The following is a 25,296-nucleotide window of genomic DNA, read 5'->3' as shown; positions in this document are numbered from 1 at the left end:
CATGGCACGCAAGCCGCTCATCGCCGGCAATTGGAAGATGAACCTCAACCACTTCGAGGCCATCGGACTGGTGCAGAAGATCGCATTCGCCTTGCCGGACAAGTACTTCGCCAAGGTCGACGTCACCGTCCTGCCGCCGTTCACCGACCTGCGCAGCGTGCAGACGATGGTCGACGGCGACAAGCTCCTGCTCACATACGGCGCCCAGGACGTGTCCCAGCATGACTCCGGCGCCTACACCGGTGAGGTGAGTGGCGCGTTCCTGGCCAAGCTGGGCTGCACGTACGTCGTCGTCGGGCACTCCGAGCGCCGGACCTATCACCACGAGGACGACGCCCTCGTCGCCGCCAAGGCGAAGGCCGCGCTCAAGCACGGCCTGACCCCGATCGTGTGTATCGGCGAGGGACTGGACATCCGCGAGGCCGGCAACCACGTCGAGCACTGCACCGGCCAGCTCACAGGCTCGCTGGCCGGGCTCTCCGCCGAGCAGATCAGCCAGGTCGTGATCGCCTACGAACCCGTCTGGGCCATCGGCACCGGCCGGGTGGCCAGTGCCGGGGATGCCCAGGAGGTGTGTGCGGCCATCCGCTCGACCCTGGCCGAACTGGCGTCGCCCGAGATCGCCGCGACCGTGCGCGTGCTCTACGGCGGCTCGGTCAACGCCAAGAACGTCGGCGAGCTGGTTGCGAAGCCGGACATCGACGGTGCGCTGGTCGGCGGTGCGTCGCTCGACGGCGAGCAGTTCGCGATGCTGTCGGCGATCGCCGCGGGTGGGCCGCTGCCGTGAAACGGCGAATTGGACAGCTGCCCTGACGCAGCGGTGAGGGGGCCGGCCCTAGTTGGCCGGCTCCAACACCATGGTCGGCAGGTTGCCCCTGTTGATTCCTCCGGGTAGCGGCCTCGTCGTCGTGGTCGTCAGCGGTGCGTCAGCAGCCTTCGCCGGTGGCGCGTGGCAGCCTGTCTCGGGGTCCATGCCGGGGATGCCTCCCGACTCTATGCAGCACAGGTCGGCGTTCCGGACGGTCTTTTTCATGCAGTTGTCGTACGCCTCGATGTCCCACGTGTCATCGCTGGGTGCGGCGATCGAGACCGGTGCTGTGGTGACCGCCAATGCGGCAGCCAGCAAAGCTGCTGAAGCAAATTTGAGGACGGACATGTTGGCCTCCAAAGGGGCCGAGTAGTGGATGCTGATCTGTTCATAGTGCGCCGCCACCGCGGCCGGCATCGCCGAATCTGTGAATTTTCTGGCAAATCCAGCAACGCAGTTGCGACCATGGTGACGGCCCGACGGTGGTCCGCGGCAGGAGCACGGGGCCCTACCCGGTAAGCTGTGAGTCATGATTTTGGCCCTGCAGATCACGTTGATCATCACCAGCCTGTTGGTGGTGTTGCTGGTGTTGCTCCACCGGGCCAAAGGTGGCGGTCTGTCGACGCTGTTCGGCGGCGGCGTGCAGTCCAGCCTGTCCGGCTCCACCGTCGTGGAGAAGAACCTGGACCGCCTGACGTACTTCATCACCGGCATCTGGCTGGTGTCGATCGTCGGCATCGCGCTGCAGATCAAGTACGGCGCCTAAATTCTCAGATTTTCCGAACCGGCCACGCCTGTCAGGCGTGGCCGGTTTTGTTTGTGCCGCTGCCACTGACAGGAAGCGTCCAGCCGGTGCTGGGCTGGCACTTATGCCGATGACAGGGCGCGCTTAGCGCCGGCTCCTACGCTCGCCTCGATACCTGGCGGCGTCGCCGGGACAGTGGTCGCTTACGTCGGGCGGAGTCTGTGGTGAAACGTGTGCGTATCGGCGCGGGTGCGATGGCGCTGCTCTCGATAACCGGTGGCCTGGCCGGCGGGGTGGCGCGAGCCGATCCGCTACCCGTCGCCGATGTCCGGCAGGCCATCAACACCGAAGACGGTTGGCGCCTTGCGGTTTCGCTCACCCAGATGGCCGTCAACTCGGTACCCAACATGGCTGCTACGGCCTTCACCCGCGAGGGGTTCGTCACCGGCCGGGCCGAGGCCACCATCGACGGGAGTGGCTCGTCGGCGGTCAACAACGGGACGTTGATCGTGGGCTTGCAGCTGGGCTGCCAGGTCGACCTCAGCGAGGGCGCCAGCGTCGGAGGCGATGCCGACATCGGCATCAACCCCGGATTCAGCGGAAACGTGCTGAATGCCATCGGTCCGTACGCCGATCTGGAGGGCAACGTCTCGGTGAACCTGCTACCGGGCACCATCACCAACGTGGTGCTTGGGAAGAAAACGCTGAAGGGCCGCACCGGTGGCATCACCGTGCACGACGCACACGTCAAGGTCGACGCCTGCGGCGGGGCAGTGGCCATCCGGTTCTTCTCCACGGTGACCATCGACACCGACAAGAACGACGACAGCGTGAATGCGTACGGGGACATCCTGCAGCTATGAGCGCCGTGCGAATGCCTGTCATATCCGGACGCCGATGGCTCTCGGCGGTCGGCGTCGTGGCCTGGGCGGTCTCGGCTTGGCTCACGGTTTCTCCGCCGCAGGCAAGCGCGGACTGCACCGGCGCGGGTGACTTCGGCGCCGGATCGGGTTGTGCGCCACCAGGTGGCGGTAGCTCGTCGGCCAAGGCCTGGCCCCCGACCGCGGTGGATTGGCCACCCAACGTGGATTCAGACAGCAGCGGCGGGGGTGGCGGCGACAACCGCGATAGCGCGGTGTCCCCGATTGTGCTGCCGGACGGGCAGAAACCATCCGCGCCGCCGCCGACGAATCCATCGACGACGACGTCGTCAACGCCGATCGTCCCGGTTGGTTCGCCGTGAACCAGGCGGCCGTGCCCTGCAGCACCGGCGTCCACCGTCGATACTGAGGTGATGGCAGAGCTTCCGAACGTCCCCGACACCGCGCTGCTGCCGATCGGATCGGTTCAGCGCACCGAACTCGGCCGTGAGGCCACCGAACCGATGCGCGAAGACATCCGGCTGCTCGGCGCCATTCTCGGCGACACCGTGCGCGAACAGAACGGCGACGCCGTCTTCGACTTGGTGGAACGGGCACGGGTGGAATCGTTCCGGGTGCGCCGGTCGGAGATCGATCGGGCGGAGCTGGCAGCGCTGTTCTCCGGCATCGACATTCATCAGGCCATCCCGGTGATCCGGGCGTTCACCCACTTCGCGCTGCTGGCCAACGTCGCGGAGGACATCCACCGCGAACGGCGGCGCGCCGTGCACGTGGCAGCGGGTGAGCCGCCGCAGGACAGCAGCCTGGCCGCGACGTACCGCAAGCTGGATCAGGCCGGCGGATTGGACGCGGCGGCCGTCGCTGACGCGCTGCTTGGCGCCCTGGTCTCGCCGGTGATCACCGCTCACCCCACCGAAACCCGGCGGCGCACGATCTTCGACACCCAGAACCGGATCACCGACCTGATGCGGATGCGGCTGCACGGACACACCCTGACGCGCGACGACCGCGACATCGAGACCGAATTGCGCCGGCACATCCTCACCCTGTGGCAGACCGCGCTGATCCGCTTGTCACGGTTGAAGATTCAAGACGAGATCGCCACCGGTCTGCGCTATTACCCGGCCGCGTTCTTCGATGTCATCCCGCAGGTGAACGCGGACGTGCGGACCGCGCTGCAGGCGCGCTGGCCGGATGCTCAACTGCTGGAGACGCCGATCCTGCGGCCCGGTTCGTGGATCGGCGGTGACCGCGACGGCAACCCCAACGTCACCGCCGACGTGGTGCGGCTGGCCACCGGTAGCGCGGCCTACACCGCATTCGACCGTTACTTCGCCGAACTCCTTGCGCTGGAACACGAACTGTCCATGTCGGCGCGGCTGGTCCGCGTCAGCGATGCGCTGCAGGCGGTGGCCGACCAGCATCCCGAACCGGCACACGCCGATGAACCGTACCGTCAGGCGCTGCACGTGATCCGCGGACGCCTGACGGCCACCGCCGCCGAGGTCCTCGACCGGCAACCCGAACACGAGCTGGACCTCGGGCTGCCGCAATACACCTCGCCGGCCGAGCTGCTGGCCGACCTGGACGTCATCGATGCCTCGCTGCGTGCAGGCGGCACCAGTGTGCTGGCCGACGACCGGCTGGCCCGATTGCGAGAGTCTGTGCGGGTCTTCGGTTTTCACCTGTGTGGCTTGGATCTGCGGCAGAACTCCGAAGTGCACGAGCAGGTGGTTGCCGAGCTGCTGGCGTGGGCCGGCGTGCATCCCGACTACGCATCGCTGCCGGAAGACGAACGCGTCGCCGTTCTGGTCACCGAACTGTCCACCCGCCGGCCGTTGGTGAGCCGTGACGCCGAGCTGTCGGAGCTGGCGCGCAAGGAACTGGACATCGTCGCCGCGGCAGCCCGGGCGGTCGAGGTCTTCGGGCCGCCGGCCGTTCCGAACTACATCATCTCGATGTGCCAGTCGGTGTCCGACCTCTTGGAAGCTGCGGTGCTGCTCAAAGAAGCAGGCCTGCTGGACGCGGCCGGACCCGAACCGTACAGCCCGGTGGGCATCGTGCCGCTGTTCGAGACCATCGACGACCTGCAACGCGGATCGTCGATTCTGGAAGCGGCCCTTGCCATTCCACTGTACCGCTCGATCGTCACCGTCCGCGGCGACCACCAGGAGGTGATGCTGGGCTACTCCGATTCGAACAAGGACGGCGGTTACCTGGCGGCCAATTGGGCGCTGTACCGCGCCGAGCTCGATCTCGTGGAATCAGCCCGCAAGACCGGTATTCGGCTGCGGCTGTTCCACGGTCGCGGCGGCACCGTCGGCCGTGGCGGTGGCCCGAGCTACGACGCGATTCTCGCGCAGCCACCCGGTGCGGTCAGGGGCTCGTTGCGGATCACCGAGCAGGGCGAGGTGATCGCCGCCAAATACGCCGAACCGCATGCCGCACATCGAAATCTGGAGACCCTGCTGGCCGCGACCCTGGAGTCGACCCTGCTCGACGTCGAAGGGCTCGGCGACGCGGCAGCACCTGCCTACGACGTGCTGGACGACCTCGCCGCGCGGGCCCAGCGGGCCTACAGCGAATTGGTCCACGACACACCAGGATTCGTCGAGTACTTCAAGGCGTCGACGCCCGTCAGCGAGATCGGTGCGCTCAACATCGGGAGTCGCCCGACATCGCGCAAGCCGACCACGTCGATCGCCGATCTGCGGGCCATCCCCTGGGTGCTGGCCTGGAGCCAGTCGCGGGTCATGCTGCCCGGTTGGTACGGCACCGGGACGGCCTTCGAGGAATTCATCGAGACCACCGACGGCGGCCTCGCGGTGCTGCAGGACCTGTATGCGAAGTGGCCGTTCTTCCGGACCGTGCTGTCCAACATGGCGCAGGTGCTGGCCAAGTCGGATCTCGGCTTGGCAGCGCGGTATTCGGAGCTCGTAGACGACGAGGCGCTGCGCCATCGGGTGTTCGACAAGATCGCTGCCGAGCACGAGCGCACCATCCGGATGCACGCTCTGATCACCGGGCACGATGACCTGCTCGCCGACAACCCGGCCCTGGCACGGTCGGTGTTCAACCGGTTCCCCTACCTCGAGCCGCTGAACCACCTGCAGGTCGAGCTGCTGCGTCGCTACCGGTCAGGCGACGACGACGAACTCGTGCAACGCGGCATCCTGCTGACCATGAGCGGGTTGGCCACCGCGCTGCGCAACAGCGGGTAGCGCCGACTTCGGCCAGCCGTTAGAGGAACGGCGTCGAGCGGTGGTGGGCGGCGCGCGTCGGCCGGTTTGCCCGGCCTTTGACAAGCAGGAGAATGCTCTTTTTCATCAACATCGCCCCGAGAGCGATGAGTAAGACGATGGCTGCGATCGCGATGACGACGATCAATGTCTGGGTGCTGATGATCATGCTGGCTTCTTGGAGTGGTTGAGTAGGGCACCGAGCTTCAGATCGTTCGGACCTGAGCCACGGTTGTCACGAACTTGGCTGGGGCACAACACAGTTCGTCACCTTCGGATTGACACCCAGGTAGTTGAGTGGTCCTGCGATCACGGTGACCGCGATGGTCCCCACGCTGGCGCAGTTCTGTTCGGCGTGGGTGAAGTAGCCGCGTTGGCCAGTGGCGAAGGCGCCGATGACCAGCCATAGGACTACCAATAGCCCTGCGTATCGCATGATGTGTCTCCTCTGACGTTCGGCCGGGCGGCGACTGCGGGGAGTCGCGTCACTTGGCAGTGGTAGGCGGTCGCGTCGTGCCCACGCCGCGGTGAATCACCATCGGCGAGACGTGTTGCCGGCCAGCGCTAGTAGTAGTGGCGGCGGCCGAACGCGGGGCGTCCCATCCGTCCCATGGCCATCAATACCAAGCCGATGACGAGAAGGACGACCCCGATGGGCACCAGGGGCAGGTTGGTGTTGAGCAGCATTCCAGCGATGATGAGGACGATTCCGGCGACGATCATGGCGAATACCTCGTTTCGATGCCGACATGGTTGGGGGATAGCTGGCTAGGGTTTGAAAGCGTTTTTGATGTGGGAGCCGGCCTGTTTGGCGTTGCCTTTGAACTGATCGACGCGGCCTTCGGTGCGCAGCCGGGTGTTGCCGGTGCTCTGCCCGATGAGCTTCTTCAGGACGCCTTTGGCGGCCTCGGCCTTGTTGGCCAGTGTTTTGGTGATGCTCATTGGCTGTCGCCTTCCTTCTTGGTTACGCCGCGACTGCGGCGGACGTTTGTGATCGCAGGTGGGCGTTACCGTGGCCTGTCGACATGCGCGGTCGCCGCAGGTCGTAGACCGCGTGACCAGCGTCCGAGGAAGGGAATCCTGCTGCGCCCCAACGTTGTTCGTTGGCGGCTCACCGGTGATCCGGTGCTGGTTTCGGCCTGTCGATGCTCGAGCCGTTGGTCGCGCTCCTGGTTGAGAAACGCCGTTTCGCGTTGGGAATCCTTGAGCTGGTGTCGGGCATCTCGCCCGCGCCCCGCGGTGCGCCGTGCGCCTGCCAGTAACACGGCAAGACCTAGCATTGCCACTGCGCCGACCACGATTCCGAACAGGAATACCGTGCCGGTCGACCCGGTGACGTGATAGCCCAAGAGGGAGAAGTTCTCGGTCAGTGGGTGGGCGGCCCCTGCGTTGGTGAGCACACCGGCGAATCCTGCGATCATCGCCACGAGCAGTACGACTAGTCCAATGATGACGATCATGGTGGCACCTCTGATACTGCTAGAAGTCCAGTACACGCCCCCTTTGGCACTGCTGTCAACAGTGTAGAGCTACAGCATTGAACTACATTGTCGCGAGGAGCTGACCAGCCTCTTCGGTGATGCGGTAGTAGGCGCGAGGCGAGGTGCGGACCGCAGCGGCGAGCGTCGGCAACGGCGGCGAGCGCGGGCAACGGCGGTCAGTTCATCGCAAGAACTGCGGTGCAATGAGCGGGTCGCGGCGCGCTACGCCGTATTTGCCTGCCGCACAGTTCATCGGCCGACCGCGTGCTCGGCGACCCCCAGGCACCGTGTCGCGAAGCGCCATTGGGCGCCGGGTTAGCTTGTGGGACTGTCACTTTCGCCATCGCCACCGCCTTTTTCCTCGGTGGGGTAGAGGGTGGGGTGGTGGTATTGGTTGGTTCTTGGTTGGCCGACGTCGAGGAGTGGTGGTGGGGTCCAGTGGGTGCGGCCGTGGGGGCCCGTGGTGGTGGTCCAGCCGCCGGTGTCGGCGAGGCGGTTGTCGGGGCCGCAGGCCAGGGTGAGGTTGGTGATGTCGGTGGCTCCGCCGTGTTTCCACGGGATCAGGTGGTGGGCTTGGCTGCGGGAGGCGGGGGCGGTGCAGTTGGGTCGGGTGCAGCCCAGGTGGGCGGCGAACAGGGCGAGGCGCTGGCCCGGTGATGCGGTGCGGCGGGCCCGGGCCAGATACAGCGGAATGCTGCTGTGCTGGTCGAACACCGTCAGGTAGTGGTGCGCACCGTGACCGGCCATGCGGATCAGGTCCCGGATGGGGAGTTTGGAGCCGGTGTGGGTGATGGCGACTCCGGCGCCTCGTTCCAGGTCGGCGACGGTCGCGGTCGCCACCACGGTGACGGGGAGGCCGTTGTGTTCGCCGAGCATCCCGGAGGTCAGGGCGAGGCGGGCGACCCACATCTGCACGTCGTGTTGGCGTTGGGCGAGGGTGCGGGTGTCGTTCGCGATCTGTTCGGCGGTCGGCGTTCCGGAGATGCACGGCACTTGGTCGGCGGGGTTGCACATGCCGGGGGCGGCGTACTTGTCGTAGATCGCGTCCCAGTAGGTGCGCGCTTCGGGGGTGAGGGTGCCGGACACTTCGCTGGTCCCATCGGAGCGTTGGTTGCCGTGGGTGATGCCGCGTTTGCGCTGGCGTTCGGTGTCGTCGGGTTCGGGCCCGTCCTGGTCGAGTTCGTAGAGCAGTTTGTTGGCCGCGGCCCGCAGTTCCTCGGGGGTCTGATGCCGGGCTCCGGCGACCAGGGTCTGCTCACTCTGGGTGGTGGTGGCCGGATCGACCCAGTTCGGTAGGTTGGCGATGAAGTTGCCGATTACCTCGAGGTGTTCGGTGTTGATGGCCCCAGCGGCTTGGGCCCGGGCCGCCTCCTCCCACCGTGGCGGCAACACTTCTCCGGTCAGTCCGGTGCGGGGTGCGAGGTGCTCCATATCCCTAACCCGCCGGCGGGCTTCCTTGGCGCTGATGTGGGACCTGTCAGATGGTTTGTGTAGGAGCTGCATGAGCCAGATGGAGCACGATGATGTCCATGGTTGTTCGGCAGGACAGTCAGGCCGCTGACGGCGAAGACGATGATGATGCGGACCGGTTGGTTTCGGGCCGGCAGGCGTTCGAGGAGTTGAAGGCCGCGGGCGGTTTCGATGAGGTACTGGCCAAGATCGACGCCGGTGAGCTGCAGTTGACCGGCGAGGGTGGCTTTCTGCAGGAGATGGTCAAAGCGGTCCTCGAGCGAGGCCTGCAGACCGAGCTGTCCAGCCATCTGGGCTATGACAAGGGAGATCCCGTCGGTCGGGTGTTACCCAACTCCCGCAACGGTTTTAGCGCCAAGACAGTGGCCAGTGAGGTTGGTGATGTGACGCTGGCGATCCCGCGTGATCGCGACGGCAGCTTCATCCCGATGCTGGTCCCCAAAGGGTCGCGGCGCGTGGGCGGACTGGATTCGATGATCATCAGTCTCTACGCCGGCGGCATGACCATCCGCGATATCGAACATCACCTAGCCACCACGATCGGGACCGAGATCTCGCGGGAAACGATCAGCAAGATCACCGATTCGGTGCTCGAGGAGGTCCTCGAATGGCAACACCGACCGCTAGACCCGATGTATCCGATCGTCTATCTGGACGCCTTGGTGATCAAAATCCGCGACGGCAACCAGGTCCGCAATAAAGCTGCTCACATCGCCGTTGGCATCGATATCGACGGTATCCGCCATGTCCTGGGGATTTGGGTTCAGCCCACCGAGGGGGCGAAGTTTTGGGCCGGTGTATGCGCTGAACTGGCCAATCGTGGCGTCAAGGATGTGCTCATCGCCTGTGTGGACGGGTTGACCGGTTTCGGTGACGCGATCGCCGCGACGTGGCCGCAGACCATTGTTCAAACGTGCACCGTGCATCTGATCCGGGCCTCGATGCGTTTTGTCGCCTACGGCGATCGCAAACCAGTGGCCGCCGCACTGCGTGGCATTTACACCGCACCCACCATCGATGCTGCTGAAACCGCTTTGCACGAGTTCGCCGGCTCAGCGTGGGGGCAGAAGTATCCCACCGCAGTTCGGGCCTGGGAATCGGCCTGGGAACGGTTCACCCCGTTTCTGGCGTTCCCACCCGCGGTCCGCAAAATCATCTACACCACCAACGCGATCGAATCGCTGAACTACCAACTCCGCAAGATCATCAAGAACCGTGGGCATTTCCCCAACGATCAAGCGGCAGTGAAGCTTTTGTGGCTGGCGATCTGCAACATCGAGGACAAACGGGCCCGAGAACGCGTCCGTCAGCGCGAGCGACTGGCACCTCGCGACAACAAACGGACAGACCGCCTCGTCGAAGGCGCCATCGTCGTCGGCTGGAAACACGCACTGGCCGCCCTCGTCCTTAACTACCCAGACCGACTAGAGCCCTACATCTACTAAATGACCGCCACTCATACACAAAAATCTTGACAAGCTCCTGATGTGCAGCCGGATGCGCAGCACGTCGGGCCAGTTTTTCCCGCCGATTTCTTTCGGGGTGGTTTGGGCTACCAGGGCCGCGAGGATGCGGTGATCGACCGCTTCGGCGGCGCACCGCATCGTTTCCCGGCGGGACTGCAACTCCAGCAACTCCCGCACACTCAACCCGCTGAAGTCCAGGGACGCGATCCGGGCGGTGTCAGCTTCGAGGTCGGCGTAGGCCTCCTCGATGACGGCCGGATCTGTGATGTATCAAGACATCGGTGACAGTTCTGCATCAAGACATCGGTGACAGTTGATGTGTCAGGACGTCGGTGACAGTTCGGTGTTTTTGGGGCGGCCACCACGGGGTCTGCCGTTGCCGACGTACCTGACTCCGGGTGCGGGTCGGGTGTGTTCGGCGAGGACCTCACCGAGTAGGTCGGTGATGATGATCGCGTTGTCGATGCTGACCACAAGCACTTTCTCAAAGGCTCGGTGCGTGTCGACCATGTAGCTCACGTAGTTCAGCGTGATGGTGCCTGCGGTGCTCACCGATCTGAGGCGAGTGCCTGCGGGCAGGTCTACCGGCGCCGGCGGTGTGGGCCTCGGGCGTGGCGCGGGCCGGTCGAATAGTGGCCGATCGGGCTTGGGGCGGGGTGGGTCGGCTTTAGGGGTGGCCTCCCACGCGGTCGAGGGTGTGACGCGCCCAGGCAGTCCCTGGTGCGGGCGCTCGGTGTTGTAGATGTGGTCGAACTCATCGACCTGGGCCTGCAGTTGCTCAAGCGATTCGGCGAGCGGCTGCTTGTCCAGGTAGCGGAACAGCGTTTGATGGAAGCGTTCGTTTTTGCCCTGGGTGGTCGGCTTGTAGGGCTTGCCGGTGATGGCCTCCACCCCCAGGGTGCCCACGTGGGCGACGAGTCGGCCGTGGTGTCCGCGCCGTGTCGGGTTCAGCGCCGCTCCGTTATCAGATAGCAGTCGTTGGGGCACACCATGATTGGCGACGGCCTTATCGAACACGGCGATCGCCGCTTCGGCGGTCTCGCTGCAGGCCACGTGGGAGCCGACGGCGTAGCGGGAGTGGTCATCGATCAGTTGCAGGATCACGCATGTGCGACCACCAGCCAGAACGTACTCGGTGCCGTCCAGTTGCCAGCACGCATTCGGGGCCGGATACACGAACCGGCGCCACGATGAGCGCGGCTTCTTCTTCGGCTCCACGCGGGCTACCCCGGCCTCGCGGAAGATGCGTGCCAGCGACGCCGTCGACGGGACCTGGGCCAGGCCCATCGTGCGCATCTTCTCGTGCACGCTGATCGGCCCGTGATCGAGTCCGGACTGCTCCAGTGCCGCACGTACCCCGATGGCCTGTTTCTTGACCTCACCACTCAACTCCGACGGGCTCGATTTCGGTCGTCGGGTCCTGGGCTCGAGCACCGCCGCCTGACCATCGTTCTTGGCACGGTTACGCAACACGTAGAACGACTTCCGGGAAATGCTGTGCTCGGCGCAGAACGTCGAGACCGCCCCGCGAGGCGCGTCATCGGGCCACTGCGAGATCGCCAGACGGACACGAGGATCGATCGGTTCATTGACAGCCACCCACCGAGCCTCAAGGCGATAGAACTGTCACCACCAAGAACACTCAAACTGTCACCGATGTCTTGATGCAGAACTGTCACCGATGTCCTGAGACATAACAATGACGGCCGGATCGGTGAACCCCACACATCGAACACTAGTTCGAACCACCGACAAGTCGCTGTGACGAATGATGTGATGTATCAAGACATCGGTGACAGTTCTGCATCAAGACATCGGTGACAGTTGATGTGTCAGGACGTCGGTGACAGTTCGGTGTTTTTGGGGCGGCCACCACGGGGTCTGCCGTTGCCGACGTACCTGACTCCGGGTGCGGGTCGGGTGTGTTCGGCGAGGACCTCACCGAGTAGGTCGGTGATGATGATCGCGTTGTCGATGCTGACCACAAGCACTTTCTCAAAGGCTCGGTGCGTGTCGACCATGTAGCTCACGTAGTTCAGCGTGATGGTGCCTGCGGTGCTCACCGATCTGAGGCGAGTGCCTGCGGGCAGGTCTACCGGCGCCGGCGGTGTGGGCCTCGGGCGTGGCGCGGGCCGGTCGAATAGTGGCCGATCGGGCTTGGGGCGGGGTGGGTCGGCTTTAGGGGTGGCCTCCCACGCGGTCGAGGGTGTGACGCGCCCAGGCAGTCCCTGGTGCGGGCGCTCGGTGTTGTAGATGTGGTCGAACTCATCGACCTGGGCCTGCAGTTGCTCAAGCGATTCGGCGAGCGGCTGCTTGTCCAGGTAGCGGAACAGCGTTTGATGGAAGCGTTCGTTTTTGCCCTGGGTGGTCGGCTTGTAGGGCTTGCCGGTGATGGCCTCCACCCCCAGGGTGCCCACGTGGGCGACGAGTCGGCCGTGGTGTCCGCGCCGTGTCGGGTTCAGCGCCGCTCCGTTATCAGATAGCAGTCGTTGGGGCACACCATGATTGGCGACGGCCTTATCGAACACGGCGATCGCCGCTTCGGCGGTCTCGCTGCAGGCCACGTGGGAGCCGACGGCGTAGCGGGAGTGGTCATCGATCAGTTGCAGGATCACGCATGTGCGACCACCAGCCAGAACGTACTCGGTGCCGTCCAGTTGCCAGCACGCATTCGGGGCCGGATACACGAACCGGCGCCACGATGAGCGCGGCTTCTTCTTCGGCTCCACGCGGGCTACCCCGGCCTCGCGGAAGATGCGTGCCAGCGACGCCGTCGACGGGACCTGGGCCAGGCCCATCGTGCGCATCTTCTCGTGCACGCTGATCGGCCCGTGATCGAGTCCGGACTGCTCCAGTGCCGCACGTACCCCGATGGCCTGTTTCTTGACCTCACCACTCAACTCCGACGGGCTCGATTTCGGTCGTCGGGTCCTGGGCTCGAGCACCGCCGCCTGACCATCGTTCTTGGCACGGTTACGCAACACGTAGAACGACTTCCGGGAAATGCTGTGCTCGGCGCAGAACGTCGAGACCGCCCCGCGAGGCGCGTCATCGGGCCACTGCGAGATCGCCAGACGGACACGAGGATCGATCGGTTCATTGACAGCCACCCACCGAGCCTCAAGGCGATAGAACTGTCACCACCAAGAACACTCAAACTGTCACCGATGTCTTGATGCAGAACTGTCACCGATGTCCTGAGACATAACAGCTGTGACGAATGAGCCGCTAGTTACCTATCGTGACCAGCGCAAACGAAGTGACCAAAGTTTTTTGGGCGTTGCGCGGATGGCGGTGAAATTCGCGACCTAAACGGCGTCTCGGAATGCTGTTGGTCTGTGCCCAAAGACTGTCGTGGTTAGGCAGCGGGCGCGCTACGGAGCCCAACCGCGAACGGATTTCAGCACGCCACGCACCGCATTCTCGGTGACCGCGATGGGCGACAGCACCGTCTCGGCGACGCCGACGATGGCCTCGACGCGCGTCACGATCGCCTCCATCCGATCGACGACTCCAAAAATGCGGGGCGCGAGTTCGTCGATCTGGGTGATGGTCTCGTTGAACCGCGACATCGTCGTGTCGAGGTTGTCGGTCAGCCCGCTGAGGGTGGCCAGCGTGCCTTCCATGTCGACCAGCAGTGCATCGACCTGGGAGACCGTGACGTCGGCGTTCAGCGCCGCCTGCGTAAGCGTCCGGATGCGGCCGCCGACCGGACGGGTCCGGCCATCGCCTTTGTCGACCATGGCTACAGTTTCGCCGCCGCGGCCGCGTCGAGCAACCACACGGTTGCCTCGGTGCCGATTGCGCCGGCCGCTGGAATGTCATCTGCGGCAGCGCCACCGACCGCGGCAGCCACCGCATCGGCCTTCTCGGCGCCGGCCACGACCAGCCACACCTGACGGGAGCGGCGGACAGCGGGCAGGGTCAGAGTGATCCGTCGCGGCGGCGGCTTGGGGGAGTCGGTGACGGCGACGACGTACCGCGCGGTCTCGCGGACCGCGTCGCTGTGCGGGAACAGTGAGTTGACGTGACCCTCGCCGCCCATGCCCAGCAGGTGCACGTCGAATTCTGGTGTGGACGCGCCGTTTCCGGACACGGCGGCCAGCTCGCCTGCGTAGGCGGCAGCCGCGGCGTCGATGTCGTCACCGAATTCGCCATCGCTGGCGGCCATCGCGTGCACGTTGTCGGCCGGAATGGCAACGGAATCCAGCAGCGCTTCCCGGGCCTGCTTGATGTTCCGGTCGGCATCGTCGGCCGGGACGTAGCGGTCGTCGCCCCAGAACAGGTGCACTTTGGCCCAGTCGATCGGATGCCCGCCGACATGCTTGAGCAGCTTGATGCCGGTACCGCCGCCGGTCAGCACGATATAGGCCACGCCGCGGGCCTCGATGGCGCCGTTGATGGCCGCAACGAGGCGGTCGCCCACTGCGGTCACCAAAGTATCTGCGTCGGAGTACTTTTCGATGATCTGCTCAGACATAAACGACCTTGTCCAGGCCCATCAGGGCGCGATGGTAGATCTCGTCGGCGTCGAGCCGGCGCATCTCTTCGGCGAGGCAATCGCGTGCTTCCCTGCGTGCCAGGGGAATTCGGGCCTCCGGCCGGCCGGTGCGGGTGAGCGAAGCGGTGACACCGGCTTGTGGCCGGCTCAACGTGATGGTCTCGGTGGGCCGGGTGAGCACGACTTTGAGATCGCCGACCGCGCGCGTGACCGGCCCGTCGATGCAGGCCGCCAGCCAACCGGCCAAAATGTCCAGTGCGGGTTCGTCTTTCAGGCCCGATACCAGCGCTTCACTGATCGGTTCATACGGTGCCTGGTCCAGGGCGGCGGCGAGCAGCGCCCGCCAGTAGGTCACCCGGCTCCAGGCCAGATCGGTATCGCCCGAGGTGTATCCGGCCAGCCGGCTCTTGATGCACGCCAGCGGGTCCTCGCCGTTGGTTGCGTCGGTGATCCTGCGGATCGCCAGCTTGCCGAGCGGATCGGCCGCCGGCACTGCCGGTGCCACGTCGGGCCACCAGGTGACCACAGGCGTATCGGGTAGCAGGAACGGCATCACGACGCTGCTCGCGTGGCCGGCCAGTGGGCCCGAAAGGCGAAGGACCACAACCTCATTGGCGCCGGCATCGCGACCCACGCGTAGCTGGGCATCGAGGCGGGCTTCGGTGGCCAGACGGTCGCCCGGGATCACGACGATCACGCGGCACGGGTGTTCGCGGCTCGCGGTGTTGGCGGCCTCGATCGCCTCTTCCAAGATGGCCTCGGTGTCGGGTGCCACCACCAATGTCAGGACGCGGCCGAGGGTGACGGCGCCGCCTTCTTCGCGCAGCGCGACGATCTTCCTGTTGATGGCACCGGTATCGGTGTCGGGCAGATCGAGAATCATGGCCGCCTCCATTCGCGGCCGGTCCGCCGCAGCATCTCGAACGCCGAATCCGGTCCCCAGGTACCTGCCTCGTAGGCCTCGGGCCGTCCACCGGCCTTATCCTGCGTGGCCCAATGTTCCAGCGCGGGGTCGAGAATGTTCCACGACAACTCGACTTCGGCATTCACCGGGAACAGGGATGGCTCGCCGAGCAGCACGTCGAGGATCAGCCGCTCGTAGGCCTCGGGGGAATCCTCGGCGAAAGCCGAACCATACGAGAAGTCCATGCTGACGTCGCGGACTTCCATGAGGTGGCCTGGCACCTTGGAACCGAATCGCAAGGTGATGCCCTCATCGGGTTGCACCCGGATCACCAGCGCGTTCTGTCCGAGCTCGTCGGTCATCGTGGTATCGAACGGCAGATGTGGGGCCCTCTTGAACACCAGCGCGATCTCGGTGACCCTGCGGCCCAACCGTTTTCCGGTACGCAGATAGAACGGCACACCGGCCCAGCGGCGCGTGTCCACCTCGACGGTGATCGCGGCGTACGTCTCGGTGGTGGACGTCTTCGAGAAGCCCTCCTCGTCCAGCAGACCGACCACCTTCTGCCCGCCCTGCCAGCCGGCGGCGTACTGACCGCGCGCGGTGGTCTCATCGAGCGGTTCGGCCAGCCGCGTCGCCGACAGCACCTTGATCTTCTCGGCCTGCAGCGCGCGGGGGGAGAAGTTCACCGGCTCTTCCAGCGCAGTCAACGCCAGGAGCTGCAGCAGGTGGTTCTGGATGACATCGCGGGCTGCGCCGACACCGTCGTAGTAGCCGCCGCGGCCGCCGAGCCCGATGTCCTCGGCCATGGTGATCTGCACACTGTCGACGTAGTGGGCGTTCCATACCGGCTCGAACAACTCGTTGGCGAAGCGCAGGGCCAGGATGTTCTGGACGGTTTCCTTGCCCAGGTAGTGGTCGATACGGAAAACCGACGACTCCGGGAACACGCTGTTGACCACACCGTTGAGTGCCTCGGCACTGGCGAGGTCATGGCCGAACGGCTTCTCGATGACGACCCGGCTCCAGGACCCGTCGGACTTGTTGGCCAGGCCCGATGTCGACAGCTGCTCACAGACCTGCGGAAACGCGTTGGGCGGAATCGACAGGTAGAACGCGTGATTGCCGCCCGTGCCACGCTCCTCGTCGAGTTTGCGCAACGTCTCGCGCAGCCGTTCGAACGCAGCATTGTCGTCGAAGGTCCCCTGCACGAACCGGAACCCCTCGGCGAGGCGATCCCACACCTCCTGGCGGAAGGGGGTACGGGCGTGTTGCTTCACCGCGTCGTGGACGACCTGACCGAAGTCTTCGTCGGCCCAGTCCCGCCGCGCGAACCCGACCAGGGCGAACGACGGCGGCAGCAGTCCACGGTTGGCCAGGTCGTAGATCGCCGGCATCAGCTTCTTCCGGGCGAGATCGCCTGTGACGCCGAAGATCACCACCGCGCATGGGCCGGCGATGCGCGGCATGCGCTTGTCGCGCTTGTCCCGCAGGGGGTTCACCCAGTCCGCCGGCCGCCCGCTGCAGTCGCTCATTTCAGTGCGTCGAGTTGGCCCTGCACCGCCTCTAGCAGTTCGCCCCAGGACTTCTCGAACTTGTCCACGCCCTCGACTTCGAGGAGGTTGAACACGTCGTCCAGGTCGATGCCGACGGCCGAGAGCTCGTCGAACACGACCTGCGAAGCCGCGGCCGTCCCGGAGATGGTGTCCCCGGTGACCTGACCGTGGTCGGCGACCGCCTCCATGGTCTTCTCCGGCATGGTGTTCACGGTGTCGGCGGCCACCAGTTCGGTGACGTACAACGTGTCCGAGTAGTCCGGGTTCTTCACGCCGGTCGAGGCCCACAGCGGACGCTGCACCCGGGCACCCTCAGCCTTGAGGTTCGCGAACTGCGGACCGCCGAAGACCTGCTCGTAGGCCGCGTACGCGAGACGGGCGTTGGCGACGCCGGCCTTGCCGCGCAGACCGAGCGCCGAGCCGCCGAGCTTCTCCAAGCGGGCGTCGATCTCGGTGTCCACGCGGGACACGAAGAACGAAGCGACGGAATGGATTCTGGACAGGTCGTGGCCGGCCTCGCGGGCCTTCTCCAGACCCGTCAGGTAGGCGTCCATCACGGCGCGGTGGCGGTCCACCGAGAAGATCAGGGTGACGTTGACCGAGATGCCCTCGGCGATCACCGCGGTGATCGCGGGCAGGCCCGCCAGCGTCGCCGGAATCTTGATCAGCAGGTTCGGCCGGTCGACGATCTTCCACAGCTCGATGGCCTGCAGGATCGTCTTGTCGGTGTCGTGCGCCAGCCGCGGGTCGACCTCGATGGACACCCGGCCGTCGACGCCGCCGGAGGCCTCGTAGGCCTTGGCCAGCACGTCGCAGGCGTTGCGGACGTCATCGGTGGTCGCGCTGCGGATCACCGCGTCGACATCGGCACCGCGCGAGGCGAGTTCACGCACCTGCTCGTCGTAGGCAGTGCCCGAGGTGAGCGCGGCCTGGAAGATCGACGGGTTGGTGGTGACGCCCACAACGCTGCGGGTGTCAATGAGCTGCTGCAGGTTTCCGGTCTGCAGCCGCTCACGGGACAGGTCATCGAGCCACACGGAGACACCGGCGGCGCTCAGCGCCGCGAGGTTCGGGTTCTGAGTCATCTGAATGCTCCTCTGTCGACGGTTCTAGTTATCGAGTGAGCGTTCCGCGGCAGCAACCACCGCGTCCGCGGTGAAGCCGAACTCCCGGAACAGGGTCTTGTCGTCGGCCGATGCGCCGTAGTGCTCGATCGAGATGATCTCGCCGGTGTCACCGACCAGCTTGTGCCAAGGCTGGGCGATGCCCGCCTCGACCGCAACTCGTGCCGAGACGTCCGGCGGCAGCACCGCGTCCCGGTATTCCTTGGGCTGCGCCTCGAACCACTCGAGGCACGGCATCGACACCACGTAGGCGACGATGTCCTTGTCCGCCAACAGCTTCTGAGCCTCGACGGCCAGCTGCACCTCGGAGCCGGTCGCGATGATGATGACGTCGGCGTCGTCGGTGGGGTTGCCGCCGCCGAGTACGTAACCACCCTTGGCGGCGCCCTCAGCGGAAGTGCCCTCCAGAACGGGAACGCCCTGACGGGTCAGGATGAAACCGGTCGGGTTGTTGCCGTGGGTGCGCTGCAGGATGGTGCGCCAGGTGTACGCGGTCTCGTTGGGGTCGGCGGGACGGACCACCGACAGGTTCGGGATCGCGCGGAGTGCGGCCAGGTGCTCGATCGGCTGGTGCGTCGGGCCGTCCTCACCCAGACCGATGGAGTCGTGCGTCCAGATATAGATCGGGTCGATGTTCATCAGCGCGGCCAGGCGCACCGCCGGACGCATGTAGTCGGCGAACTGCAGGAAGGTGCCGGCGAACGGACGCGTCGGGCCGTGCAGCACGATGCCGTTGAGGATCGAGCCCATGGCGTGCTCGCGGATGCCGAAGTGCAGCACCCGGCCGTACCAGTCGGCGGTGTAGTCCTCGGTCGAGATCGACGGCGGGCCGAACGACTTGACCCCGTTGATGGTGGTGTTGTTGCTGCCCGCGAGATCGGCTGAGCCGCCCCACAATTCGGGCAGCTTGGTGGCGACGTCGTTGAGCACCTTGCCGAACGCGGCGCGGGTGGCGACGGCCTTGCTGCCCGGCTCCCAGTACGTCAGGTCGGCGTCCCAGCCCTCGGGCAGTTCGCCGGCGTGCAGCCGGTCCAGCAGCTTCTTGCGCTCGGGCTCCTTGGCGGCCCACGCCTCGAACCCGACCTGCCACTCGTCGTGCGCCTTCTTGCCGCGGACGACCAGCTCGCGGGTGTGCTCGATGACCTCAGGCTTGACGTCGAAGCTCTTGTCCGGGTCGAAGCCGAGCACCTTCTTGGTGGCCGCGACCTCGTCGGCGCCCAGCGCCGAGCCGTGCACGCCACCGGTGTTCATCTTGGTGGGGGCGGGGTAGCCGATGATCGTGCGCACCGAGATGAACGACGGCCGGTCCGTGACGGCACGCGCGGCCGCCAGGGCCTCTTCTATCCCGGTGACGTTCTCGCCGCCGTCGACCTCCTGGACATGCCAGCCGTAGGCGCGGTACCGGGCGCAGGTGTCCTCGGACAGCGCGATGTTGGTGTCGTGCTCGATAGAGATCTTGTTGTTGTCCCACAGCACGATCAGGTTGCCGAGCTGCTGGGTGCCGGCGAGCGACGACGCCTCGCTGGTCACGCCTTCTTCGATGTCACCGTCTGAGGCGATGACGTAGATGAAGTGGTCGAACGGGCTCTCACCCGGCGCGGCGTCGGGATCGAAGAGCCCACGCTCGTACCGGGCGGCCATCGCCATGCCGACCGACGAGGCCAGGCCCTGGCCCAGCGGGCCGGTGGTGATTTCCACGCCCTTGGTGTGGCCGTACTCGGGGTGGCCCGGGGTCAGCGAACCCCAGGTGCGCAGGGCTTCGATGTCGGCCAGCTCGAGGCCGAAGCCGCCCATGTACAGCTGCAGGTACAGCGTCAGGCTGGAATGCCCACAGGACAGGACGAAGCGGTCGCGGCCGATCCAATGGGTGTCCGACGGGTCGTGGCGCATCTGGCGCTGGAACAGCGTGTAGGCCAGCGGGGCCAGGCTCATCGCGGTTCCGGGATGGCCGTTTCCGACCTTCTGAACCGCATCCGCGGCCAGCACCCGCACGGTGTCGACGGCGGCCGAGTCCAACTCGGTCCAGTAGCCCGGGTGCTGCGGGCGGGTGAGTTCAGAAATCTCTTCGACTGTGGTCACGGGCGCACTCCTACTGAGGGACGTCTCGGGCTCGGCACATCGCAAGCGAGCTGCATGACTACCCTAGTGCGCGCCGCTCGTGCGGTGCAGACCGCTTCACCTTTGGCCTGTCCGCGATTGGGTTTCTGTTCACCTGAAACCACCCTGCGGTGTCGAGCACTCAGGTAGCCGGTCTACCATCGTCTGTAGTAGAGGCTGCGCGGCCGTGACATCCGAGGAGATATCTGCGTGAGCATTCGCGAGCGCCGTTCTGTCCACGGGGCGCACGGTTTCGGTCCCGGAGCTGCGGCGTCTGACGAGTCAGCCACCAAGTCGCCGAACCGGGTTCGGGACACGTTGCTGGCCTACATCGCCCTCACCAAGCCGCGAGTCATCGAACTGCTGCTGGTGACGACAATCCCGGCGATGCTGCTTGCCCACCGCTTCGACTTGGTGGCCAGCCAAGGTCCGATCCAGCCGCTGTTGATCCTGAACACCTTGTTCGGCGGCATGCTCGCAGCCGCCGGCGCCAATACCCTGAACTGTGTCGCCGACGCCGATATCGACAAGGTGATGAAGCGCACGGCCCGCCGGCCACTGGCCCGGGCGACGGTACCCACCCGGAACGCGCTGATCTTCGGCCTGGTGCTGACCGTCACGTCGTTCCTGTGGCTGTGGCGCACCTCGAATCTGCTGTCGGGCCTGCTGGCCCTGGCGACCATCGCCTTCTACGTGTTCGTCTACACCCTGCTGCTGAAGCGCCGCACCTCGCAAAACGTGGTGTGGGGTGGCGCGGCCGGCTGCATGCCGGTGATGATCGGCTGGTCTGCGGTCACCGGCACCATTGCGTGGCCGGCGCTGGTGATGTTCCTGATCATCTTCTTCTGGACGCCGCCGCATACCTGGGCGCTGGCCATGCGCTACAAGGAGGACTACGAGGCAGCCGGGGTGCCGATGCTGCCCGTCGTGGCCACCGAGCGCGAGGTCACCAGGCAGATCCTGATCTACACCTGGGCGACCGTCATCACCACGCTCGCCCTGGCGTTCGCCACCGGCTGGCTGTACGCGGGCGTCGCGCTCGTCGCCGGCGTGTGGTTCCTGGTGATGGCGCACCAGCTGTACTCCGGCGTGAAGCGCGGCGAGCCGGTGAAGCCGCTGCGCCTGTTCCTGCAGTCGAACAACTACCTCGCCGTGGTGTTCTGCGCGCTCGCCGTCGACTCGGCCCTCGCGCTGCCGATGGTGTTCGGCCGCTGACGGACCCGCTAGTTTTGGGGCATGCCCCAATTGGTGAGCCCTGACAACTTCGCCCGCGCCGAATCGGATCTCTACTTCGGCAACTTCGTCAAGGACGGCGGCTTCGCGGCGCTGCACCACATTCGTGAGCTGAGTCCGCTCGACAATCAGTTGGTCATCCGGCAGAACCGCGACACCCTCTATTCGGCTGCGGTATTCGACCTCGACGCCGGGCCCGTCACCGTCGCCTTGCCCGACAGTGCGGGCCGGTTCATGTCGCTCCAGGTAATCAGCGAGGACCACTACACAACCCAGGTTGTGTACGCGCCGGCCGCGGTGACCCTGACCCGCGATGGGGTAGGTACGCGCTATGTGGCCGCGGCGATCCGTACGTTGGTCGACCCCGACGACGCCGCCGACGTGGCTGCCGTGCACGCGCTGCAGGACGCCGTCACGGTCGCTCAGGATGCGCCCGGCAGCTTCGACGTACCGCAGTGGGACCCCGTCAGTCAGAAGACGGTGCGCGACGCGCTCGTCACGCTGGCCACCACGCTGCCGGACACCAAGGGCATGTTCGGCACCGCCGCCGACACCGAGCCCGTGCGCCACCTGATCGGGTCAGCCAATGCCTGGGGCGGCAACCCCGCACGTGACGCGTTCTACCTGACCGTGGTGCCGCCGCAGAACGACGGCACCATGGTGCACCGGCTCACCGTCAAAGACGTTCCGGTGGACGGCTTCTGGTCGGTCACTGTCTACAACAAGGATGGCTACTTCACCGCCAACGACCAGAACGCCTACTCGCTGAACAACATCACCGCCGTCAAGTACGCGGACGGTTCGACAACCATTCAGTTCGGCGGCGCCGACGGTCCCAACCTGCTGCCGATCACCCCGGGCTGGAACTACACCGTCCGGCTGTACCGGCCGCGCCCCGAGATCCTCGACGGCAGCTGGACGTTCCCGGTGGCCGAGCCGGTCTAGGACAGGTCTAGGGCACCAGCACCACCGAGCCGACGGTCAGGCGAGCCTGCAGGTCGGCATGTGCGCGAGCGGCGTCGGCCAGCGGGTAACGCTGGCTCACCGTCACGTTGAGGGTGCCATCGGAGATGGCCTGCAGCAGTTCGCCTGCCCGCCAGGAGAACTCGTCGGTGTTGCGGGTGTAATGCGCGAGCGTCGGCCGGGTCAGGAACAGGGACCCACCACTGTTCAGGCGCTGTGGATCGATCGGCGGCACCGGGCCGCTGGATGCGCCGAACAGTGCGAGGGTGCCCCGCACCGCAAGGCTGTCCAGGCTCGCCTCGAAGGTGGAGGCGCCCACTCCGTCGTACACCGCGGCGACGCCGTTGCCGTCGGTGAGTTCACGGATTTTGGCGCCGAACTCGGCGGGATCGTCGGGGTAGTCCAGCACCTCGATGGCGCCGGCCTGCCGCGAGAGCGCAGCCTTGTCGCTGTTGGAGACCGTGGTGATGACGCGCACCGCCATGCTGGTGGCCCACTGGGTCAGGATCAGCCCGACGCCGCCGGCGCCGGCGTGCAGCAGCACCGTGTCGCCCTGCTGCACGGGGTAGGTCGACTTGATCAGGTAGTGGGCCGTCATGCCCTTGAGCAGGGCCGCGGCGGCGACCTCGGGTTCCACGCCGTCGGGCACGTAGGCCACGTAATCGGCTGGCGCGACGCAGTATTCGGAGTAAGTGCCGTCCGCCGCGGCGGTGACCACCCGGTCGCCGACGGCCAGCGCCGCGACGTCGTCGCCGACGGCGGTGATGGTTCCGCAGACCTCCTGGCCCGGAATGTAGGGCACCGGACGCGGGTACAACCCGGAGCGGAAGTAGGTGTCGATGAAGTTGACGCCGATGGCCTCAGCCTTGATCAGGACTTCACCCGGACCAGGGGTGGGCTCGGGACGTTCGACGAAGGACAGGACTTCCGGACCGCCGAGTTCGGCGACTTCAATGGCGTGCATGACACCTATCATTCCAACGTGAAACTCGCGCGGCCCGATATCCGTCATCCCCGTGTCGTTTTGGCAGGTTGCCAGGCTCTCGTCGAAGGCGACGGAGACGACGACGGGTTGGTCAGAGCGTTGCGCGACCGCGGCTTGCATGCCCACTGGCTGGCCTGGGATGACCCGGCCACCCTGCAGGCCGATCTGGTGATCCTGCGGGCCACCTGGGACTACACCGAGCGGCACGACGAATTCCTGGCGTGGACCAAGCAGGTTCGCAACCTGCTGAACGCGCCCGAGGTGGTCGCGTGGAACAGCGACAAGCGGTATCTGGCCGATCTGGCGGCGGCGGGCGTGCCGACGGTGCCCAGTGCTTTCTTCGCGCCGGGGGAGCCGGTGTCGGTGCCCCGTGGCGAGGTGGTGGTCAAGCCCGCGGTGGGTGCCGGTTCTGTTGGGGCGCAACGATTCACCGATGCTGACGCGGCCGCTGAGCATGCCGCCGCACTACAGGCCGACGGCCGCACCGCGCTGATCCAGCCCTACGACGAGCGCATCGAGACAGGGGAGACCGCACTGGTGTTCCTGGCCGGCAAGCAGTCGCACGCGTTCATCAAGGGGCCGATGTTGCCGCCGCCCGGCGGCAGCCTGGAGATGCACGAATCCGGCACCTACGCCGAGGAACAGCTGCAGCCGGCTGACCCGGACTTCGAATTGTGGGATGTCGGCTACGCGACGCTGGCTGCCGCGGCGGCGCATCTCGGCATCGAGCCCACAGAGTTCTTGTATGCCCGGGTGGACGTCATCGGCGACCGTCGGGACCCGCGGTTGCTCGAGCTGGAATTGGTCGAACCAGGACTGGGCTGGCGGCAACTGGCCGAGCCCGAACGCGCACTGGCGCAACGGCAATTCGCCGTTGGCGTCGCGTCAGCCTTGGAGCGGCTCGACCTCCGTCCGCTGTCGCATCGACGCCCATAGCGCGGCGGTGCACGCCGTGCACGTGGCGGCGCCGGCCACGTGGAATGCGACGAGAACGGCGGGGACCCCGGTGAAGAACTGCACGACGCCGATCGTGCCCTGTGCGCACACCACCGCCAGCAGAACCAGGAGGCGCTTGCGGACAGCGGCCGGCGCACCGACGGCGACCAGGCCGAAGCCCAGACCTACCAGCAGCGAGAGATAGATCCACAACAGCGACGAGTGCGCGTGCACGAGCGTGGTGATCTCGACCTGAAGTCGTGCAACGGGCCGTTCGATGCTCTTGTCGCCGGCATGTGGCCCGGCTCCGGTCACCAACGTCCCCGTCACCAGCACGAGAGACAGCACCGCCGCACTGAGTGCCGTCAGGCCGCGCAGCGCTGTGGGCACCGTCGTGCGGGTCACGCCCTGGTCGGGCTCGCCGATCTTCACGTAGAGCAGCACTGCCAGCCATACCATCAGCATCGACGCGATCAGGTGGATGGCGACGGTCCACCAGAGGAGGCCGGTGAGCACCGTGATGCCGCCCATCACCGCCTGCAGCACCGTCGACGCCGGCATCAGCCAGGCGTAGACGAGGACCTCGCGCCGGCGCCGCGCCCGGGTGACGGCCAGTACGGCGGCGATCGCGGTGATCACGACGGCGAAGGTGATCATCCGGTTGCCGAACTCGACGGCCTGGTGGATTCGCGGCACCGCGGGGTGCGCGATCGGGACGAAGCTGCCGGGGAAGCACTGCGGCCAGGTTGGGCACCCGAGGCCGGATGCGGTCACGCGGACGACAGAACCCGTGACGGCGATACCGGCCTGAGTCAGGACGACGAGCGCGGCGATCAGGCGCTGCGCACGCAAGCTCGGGTCGGGCAGCAGATCAACCAGGCGGCGAAACACGGTCCAAGCGTAGGTG

Annotated in this window: 27 protein-coding genes; 10 read left to right on the top strand and 17 right to left on the bottom strand. The window is 66.0% G+C overall.

Translation table 11 applies throughout. From position 1 onward, the window contains the following. Position 1: 1 nt before the first annotated feature. Positions 2–787 (top strand): triose-phosphate isomerase, encoded by a 786-nt coding sequence (tpiA, locus tag ACNO8X_RS17435; protein WP_418002026.1) that lies wholly within the window; start codon positions 2–4, stop codon positions 785–787. 48 nt (positions 788–835) lie between these two features. Here tpiA and ACNO8X_RS17430 read toward each other — a convergent pair whose 3' ends face one another. Further along, positions 836–1,225: a hypothetical protein gene (locus tag ACNO8X_RS17430; RefSeq protein ID WP_418002025.1), complete on the bottom strand. Its 390-nt coding sequence runs from the start codon at positions 1,223–1,225 to the stop codon at positions 836–838. A 112-nt stretch (positions 1,226–1,337) separates the two neighbouring features. On the opposite strand from ACNO8X_RS17430, the gene secG reads away from it, so the two are divergent. From secG to ppc, 4 genes are all read left to right on the top strand, one after another. After that, entirely contained in the window at positions 1,338–1,574 is a 237-nt protein-coding gene (gene secG, locus ACNO8X_RS17425) for a preprotein translocase subunit SecG (protein ID WP_133764757.1), read from the top strand. Between the two features lie 233 nt (positions 1,575–1,807). Beyond that, on the top strand, positions 1,808–2,416 hold the full coding sequence (locus ACNO8X_RS17420; RefSeq protein WP_418005941.1) for an MspA family porin: 609 nt from the start codon (positions 1,808–1,810) through the stop codon (positions 2,414–2,416). Beyond that, a complete protein-coding gene (locus tag ACNO8X_RS17415; RefSeq protein WP_418002024.1) occupies positions 2,413–2,796 on the top strand; it encodes a hypothetical protein in 384 nt (127 codons plus the stop codon). The genes ACNO8X_RS17420 and ACNO8X_RS17415 overlap by 4 nt, the downstream gene beginning before the upstream one ends. Before the next feature lie 51 nt (positions 2,797–2,847). Beyond that, the gene (gene ppc / locus ACNO8X_RS17410) at positions 2,848–5,655 is read left to right on the top strand and encodes a phosphoenolpyruvate carboxylase (RefSeq protein ID WP_418002023.1); all 2,808 of its coding nucleotides are present in this window, start codon (positions 2,848–2,850) and stop codon (positions 5,653–5,655) included. Positions 5,656–5,674: 19 nt separating this feature from the next. On the opposite strand, the gene ACNO8X_RS17405 is transcribed toward ppc, so the two are convergent. From ACNO8X_RS17405 to ACNO8X_RS17380, 6 genes are all read right to left on the bottom strand, one after another. Beyond that, positions 5,675–5,842, bottom strand: coding sequence for a hypothetical protein (locus tag ACNO8X_RS17405; protein ID WP_418002022.1), 168 nt, complete (start codon positions 5,840–5,842; stop codon positions 5,675–5,677). 66 nt (positions 5,843–5,908) lie between these two features. Continuing rightward, entirely contained in the window at positions 5,909–6,109 is a 201-nt protein-coding gene (locus tag ACNO8X_RS17400) for a hypothetical protein (protein ID WP_133764763.1), read from the bottom strand. A gap of 128 nt (positions 6,110–6,237) precedes the next feature. Further along, complete coding sequence (locus tag ACNO8X_RS17395; RefSeq protein WP_020100591.1) at positions 6,238–6,396, bottom strand: DUF6131 family protein; 159 nt, start codon at positions 6,394–6,396, stop codon at positions 6,238–6,240. Positions 6,397–6,441: 45 nt separating this feature from the next. Further along, positions 6,442–6,615, bottom strand: a complete 174-nt coding sequence (locus tag ACNO8X_RS17390; RefSeq protein WP_418002021.1) for a CsbD family protein — start codon at positions 6,613–6,615, stop codon at positions 6,442–6,444. 65 nt (positions 6,616–6,680) lie between these two features. Next, complete coding sequence (locus ACNO8X_RS17385) at positions 6,681–7,133, bottom strand: hypothetical protein (protein ID WP_418002020.1); 453 nt, start codon at positions 7,131–7,133, stop codon at positions 6,681–6,683. Positions 7,134–7,469: 336 nt separating this feature from the next. Continuing rightward, positions 7,470–8,585: a DUF222 domain-containing protein gene (locus ACNO8X_RS17380; RefSeq protein ID WP_418002019.1), complete on the bottom strand. Its 1,116-nt coding sequence runs from the start codon at positions 8,583–8,585 to the stop codon at positions 7,470–7,472. 98 nt (positions 8,586–8,683) lie between these two features. On the opposite strand from ACNO8X_RS17380, the gene ACNO8X_RS17375 reads away from it, so the two are divergent. Both ACNO8X_RS17375 and ACNO8X_RS17370 read left to right on the top strand, forming a co-directional pair. Continuing rightward, a complete protein-coding gene (locus ACNO8X_RS17375) occupies positions 8,684–10,069 on the top strand; it encodes an IS256 family transposase (protein WP_418002018.1) in 1,386 nt (461 codons plus the stop codon). Positions 10,070–10,111: 42 nt separating this feature from the next. Beyond that, positions 10,112–10,375, top strand: coding sequence for a hypothetical protein (locus ACNO8X_RS17370; RefSeq protein ID WP_418002017.1), 264 nt, complete (start codon positions 10,112–10,114; stop codon positions 10,373–10,375). A gap of 36 nt (positions 10,376–10,411) precedes the next feature. On the opposite strand, the gene ACNO8X_RS17365 is transcribed toward ACNO8X_RS17370, so the two are convergent. The 8 genes from ACNO8X_RS17365 to tkt all read right to left on the bottom strand — a co-directional run bounded on the left by ACNO8X_RS17365 (position 10,412) and on the right by tkt (position 20,254). Next, on the bottom strand, positions 10,412–11,647 hold the full coding sequence (locus ACNO8X_RS17365; RefSeq protein WP_418005940.1) for an integrase core domain-containing protein: 1,236 nt from the start codon (positions 11,645–11,647) through the stop codon (positions 10,412–10,414). 275 nt (positions 11,648–11,922) lie between these two features. Further along, entirely contained in the window at positions 11,923–13,158 is a 1,236-nt protein-coding gene (locus ACNO8X_RS17360) for an integrase core domain-containing protein (protein ID WP_418005940.1), read from the bottom strand. A 306-nt stretch (positions 13,159–13,464) separates the two neighbouring features. Continuing rightward, a complete protein-coding gene (locus ACNO8X_RS17355) occupies positions 13,465–13,833 on the bottom strand; it encodes an ATPase (protein WP_071287259.1) in 369 nt (122 codons plus the stop codon). A gap of 2 nt (positions 13,834–13,835) precedes the next feature. After that, a complete protein-coding gene (gene pgl, locus ACNO8X_RS17350; protein ID WP_418002016.1) occupies positions 13,836–14,570 on the bottom strand; it encodes a 6-phosphogluconolactonase in 735 nt (244 codons plus the stop codon). Then, a complete protein-coding gene (gene opcA, locus ACNO8X_RS17345; protein WP_418002015.1) occupies positions 14,563–15,474 on the bottom strand; it encodes a glucose-6-phosphate dehydrogenase assembly protein OpcA in 912 nt (303 codons plus the stop codon). The genes pgl and opcA overlap by 8 nt, the downstream gene beginning before the upstream one ends. Continuing rightward, positions 15,471–17,030 carry a glucose-6-phosphate dehydrogenase gene (zwf, locus tag ACNO8X_RS17340; protein WP_418002014.1) on the bottom strand — a complete coding sequence of 520 codons (1,560 nt, stop codon included), beginning with the start codon at positions 17,028–17,030 and terminating at the stop codon, positions 15,471–15,473. Before zwf ends, opcA begins: the two co-directional genes overlap by 4 nt. Further along, on the bottom strand, positions 17,027–18,136 hold the full coding sequence (gene tal / locus ACNO8X_RS17335; RefSeq protein ID WP_418002013.1) for a transaldolase: 1,110 nt from the start codon (positions 18,134–18,136) through the stop codon (positions 17,027–17,029). Before tal ends, zwf begins: the two co-directional genes overlap by 4 nt. Before the next feature lie 24 nt (positions 18,137–18,160). Further along, positions 18,161–20,254: a transketolase gene (gene tkt / locus ACNO8X_RS17330; protein ID WP_418002012.1), complete on the bottom strand. Its 2,094-nt coding sequence runs from the start codon at positions 20,252–20,254 to the stop codon at positions 18,161–18,163. Positions 20,255–20,482: 228 nt separating this feature from the next. Between tkt and ACNO8X_RS17325 the strand changes: the two genes are divergently transcribed. Both ACNO8X_RS17325 and ACNO8X_RS17320 read left to right on the top strand, forming a co-directional pair. Continuing rightward, complete coding sequence (locus ACNO8X_RS17325) at positions 20,483–21,487, top strand: heme o synthase (protein ID WP_418002011.1); 1,005 nt, start codon at positions 20,483–20,485, stop codon at positions 21,485–21,487. A 33-nt stretch (positions 21,488–21,520) separates the two neighbouring features. Further along, complete coding sequence (locus ACNO8X_RS17320; RefSeq protein ID WP_418005939.1) at positions 21,521–22,450, top strand: DUF1254 domain-containing protein; 930 nt, start codon at positions 21,521–21,523, stop codon at positions 22,448–22,450. A 7-nt stretch (positions 22,451–22,457) separates the two neighbouring features. Here the strand turns inward: ACNO8X_RS17320 and ACNO8X_RS17315 are convergent, their stop codons facing one another. Then, complete coding sequence (locus ACNO8X_RS17315) at positions 22,458–23,432, bottom strand: quinone oxidoreductase family protein (RefSeq protein WP_418002010.1); 975 nt, start codon at positions 23,430–23,432, stop codon at positions 22,458–22,460. A gap of 18 nt (positions 23,433–23,450) precedes the next feature. Here ACNO8X_RS17315 and ACNO8X_RS17310 point away from each other — a divergent pair, with 18 nt between their 5' ends. Continuing rightward, positions 23,451–24,389, top strand: coding sequence for an ATP-grasp domain-containing protein (locus ACNO8X_RS17310; RefSeq protein WP_418002009.1), 939 nt, complete (start codon positions 23,451–23,453; stop codon positions 24,387–24,389). Here the strand turns inward: ACNO8X_RS17310 and ACNO8X_RS17305 are convergent. Then, entirely contained in the window at positions 24,339–25,280 is a 942-nt protein-coding gene (locus ACNO8X_RS17305) for a COX15/CtaA family protein (protein WP_418002008.1), read from the bottom strand. The two genes, ACNO8X_RS17310 and ACNO8X_RS17305, sit on opposite strands and share 51 nt — an antisense overlap. Positions 25,281–25,296: the final 16 nt, after the last annotated feature.

Origin of the sequence: Mycobacterium sp. PDNC021 (assembly GCF_048282635.1) — a bacterium.
Lineage (GTDB): Bacteria > Actinomycetota > Actinomycetes > Mycobacteriales > Mycobacteriaceae > Mycobacterium > Mycobacterium llatzerense.
This window is presented reverse-complemented; position numbering and strand designations above follow the sequence as displayed.

What these genes read in the sequence shown, in the direction of transcription:
- ACNO8X_RS17385 (WP_418002020.1), bottom strand. Translation starts at nt 7,133, where the DNA reads ATGATCGTCATCATTGGACTAGTCGTACTGCTCGTGGCGATGATCGCA.
- pgl (WP_418002016.1), bottom strand. Translation starts at nt 14,570, where the DNA reads ATGTCTGAGCAGATCATCGAAAAGTACTCCGACGCAGATACTTTGGTG.
- ACNO8X_RS17430 (WP_418002025.1), bottom strand. Translation starts at nt 1,225, where the DNA reads ATGCCGGCCGCGGTGGCGGCGCACTATGAACAGATCAGCATCCACTAC.
- ACNO8X_RS17420 (WP_418005941.1), top strand. Translation starts at nt 1,808, where the DNA reads ATGGCGCTGCTCTCGATAACCGGTGGCCTGGCCGGCGGGGTGGCGCGA.
- tpiA (WP_418002026.1), top strand. Translation starts at nt 2, where the DNA reads ATGGCACGCAAGCCGCTCATCGCCGGCAATTGGAAGATGAACCTCAAC.
- ACNO8X_RS17395 (WP_020100591.1), bottom strand. Translation starts at nt 6,396, where the DNA reads ATGATCGTCGCCGGAATCGTCCTCATCATCGCTGGAATGCTGCTCAAC.
- ACNO8X_RS17400 (WP_133764763.1), bottom strand. Translation starts at nt 6,109, where the DNA reads ATGCGATACGCAGGGCTATTGGTAGTCCTATGGCTGGTCATCGGCGCC.
- ACNO8X_RS17415 (WP_418002024.1), top strand. Translation starts at nt 2,413, where the DNA reads ATGAGCGCCGTGCGAATGCCTGTCATATCCGGACGCCGATGGCTCTCG.
- zwf (WP_418002014.1), bottom strand. Translation starts at nt 17,030, where the DNA reads ATGAGCGACTGCAGCGGGCGGCCGGCGGACTGGGTGAACCCCCTGCGG.
- ACNO8X_RS17390 (WP_418002021.1), bottom strand. Translation starts at nt 6,615, where the DNA reads ATGAGCATCACCAAAACACTGGCCAACAAGGCCGAGGCCGCCAAAGGC.
- opcA (WP_418002015.1), bottom strand. Translation starts at nt 15,474, where the DNA reads ATGATTCTCGATCTGCCCGACACCGATACCGGTGCCATCAACAGGAAG.
- secG (WP_133764757.1), top strand. Translation starts at nt 1,338, where the DNA reads ATGATTTTGGCCCTGCAGATCACGTTGATCATCACCAGCCTGTTGGTG.
- ACNO8X_RS17315 (WP_418002010.1), bottom strand. Translation starts at nt 23,432, where the DNA reads ATGCACGCCATTGAAGTCGCCGAACTCGGCGGTCCGGAAGTCCTGTCC.
- ACNO8X_RS17375 (WP_418002018.1), top strand. Translation starts at nt 8,684, where the DNA reads ATGGTTGTTCGGCAGGACAGTCAGGCCGCTGACGGCGAAGACGATGAT.
- ACNO8X_RS17380 (WP_418002019.1), bottom strand. Translation starts at nt 8,585, where the DNA reads ATGGAGCACCTCGCACCCCGCACCGGACTGACCGGAGAAGTGTTGCCG.
- tal (WP_418002013.1), bottom strand. Translation starts at nt 18,136, where the DNA reads ATGACTCAGAACCCGAACCTCGCGGCGCTGAGCGCCGCCGGTGTCTCC.
- ACNO8X_RS17355 (WP_071287259.1), bottom strand. Translation starts at nt 13,833, where the DNA reads ATGGTCGACAAAGGCGATGGCCGGACCCGTCCGGTCGGCGGCCGCATC.
- ppc (WP_418002023.1), top strand. Translation starts at nt 2,848, where the DNA reads ATGGCAGAGCTTCCGAACGTCCCCGACACCGCGCTGCTGCCGATCGGA.
- ACNO8X_RS17405 (WP_418002022.1), bottom strand. Translation starts at nt 5,842, where the DNA reads ATGATCATCAGCACCCAGACATTGATCGTCGTCATCGCGATCGCAGCC.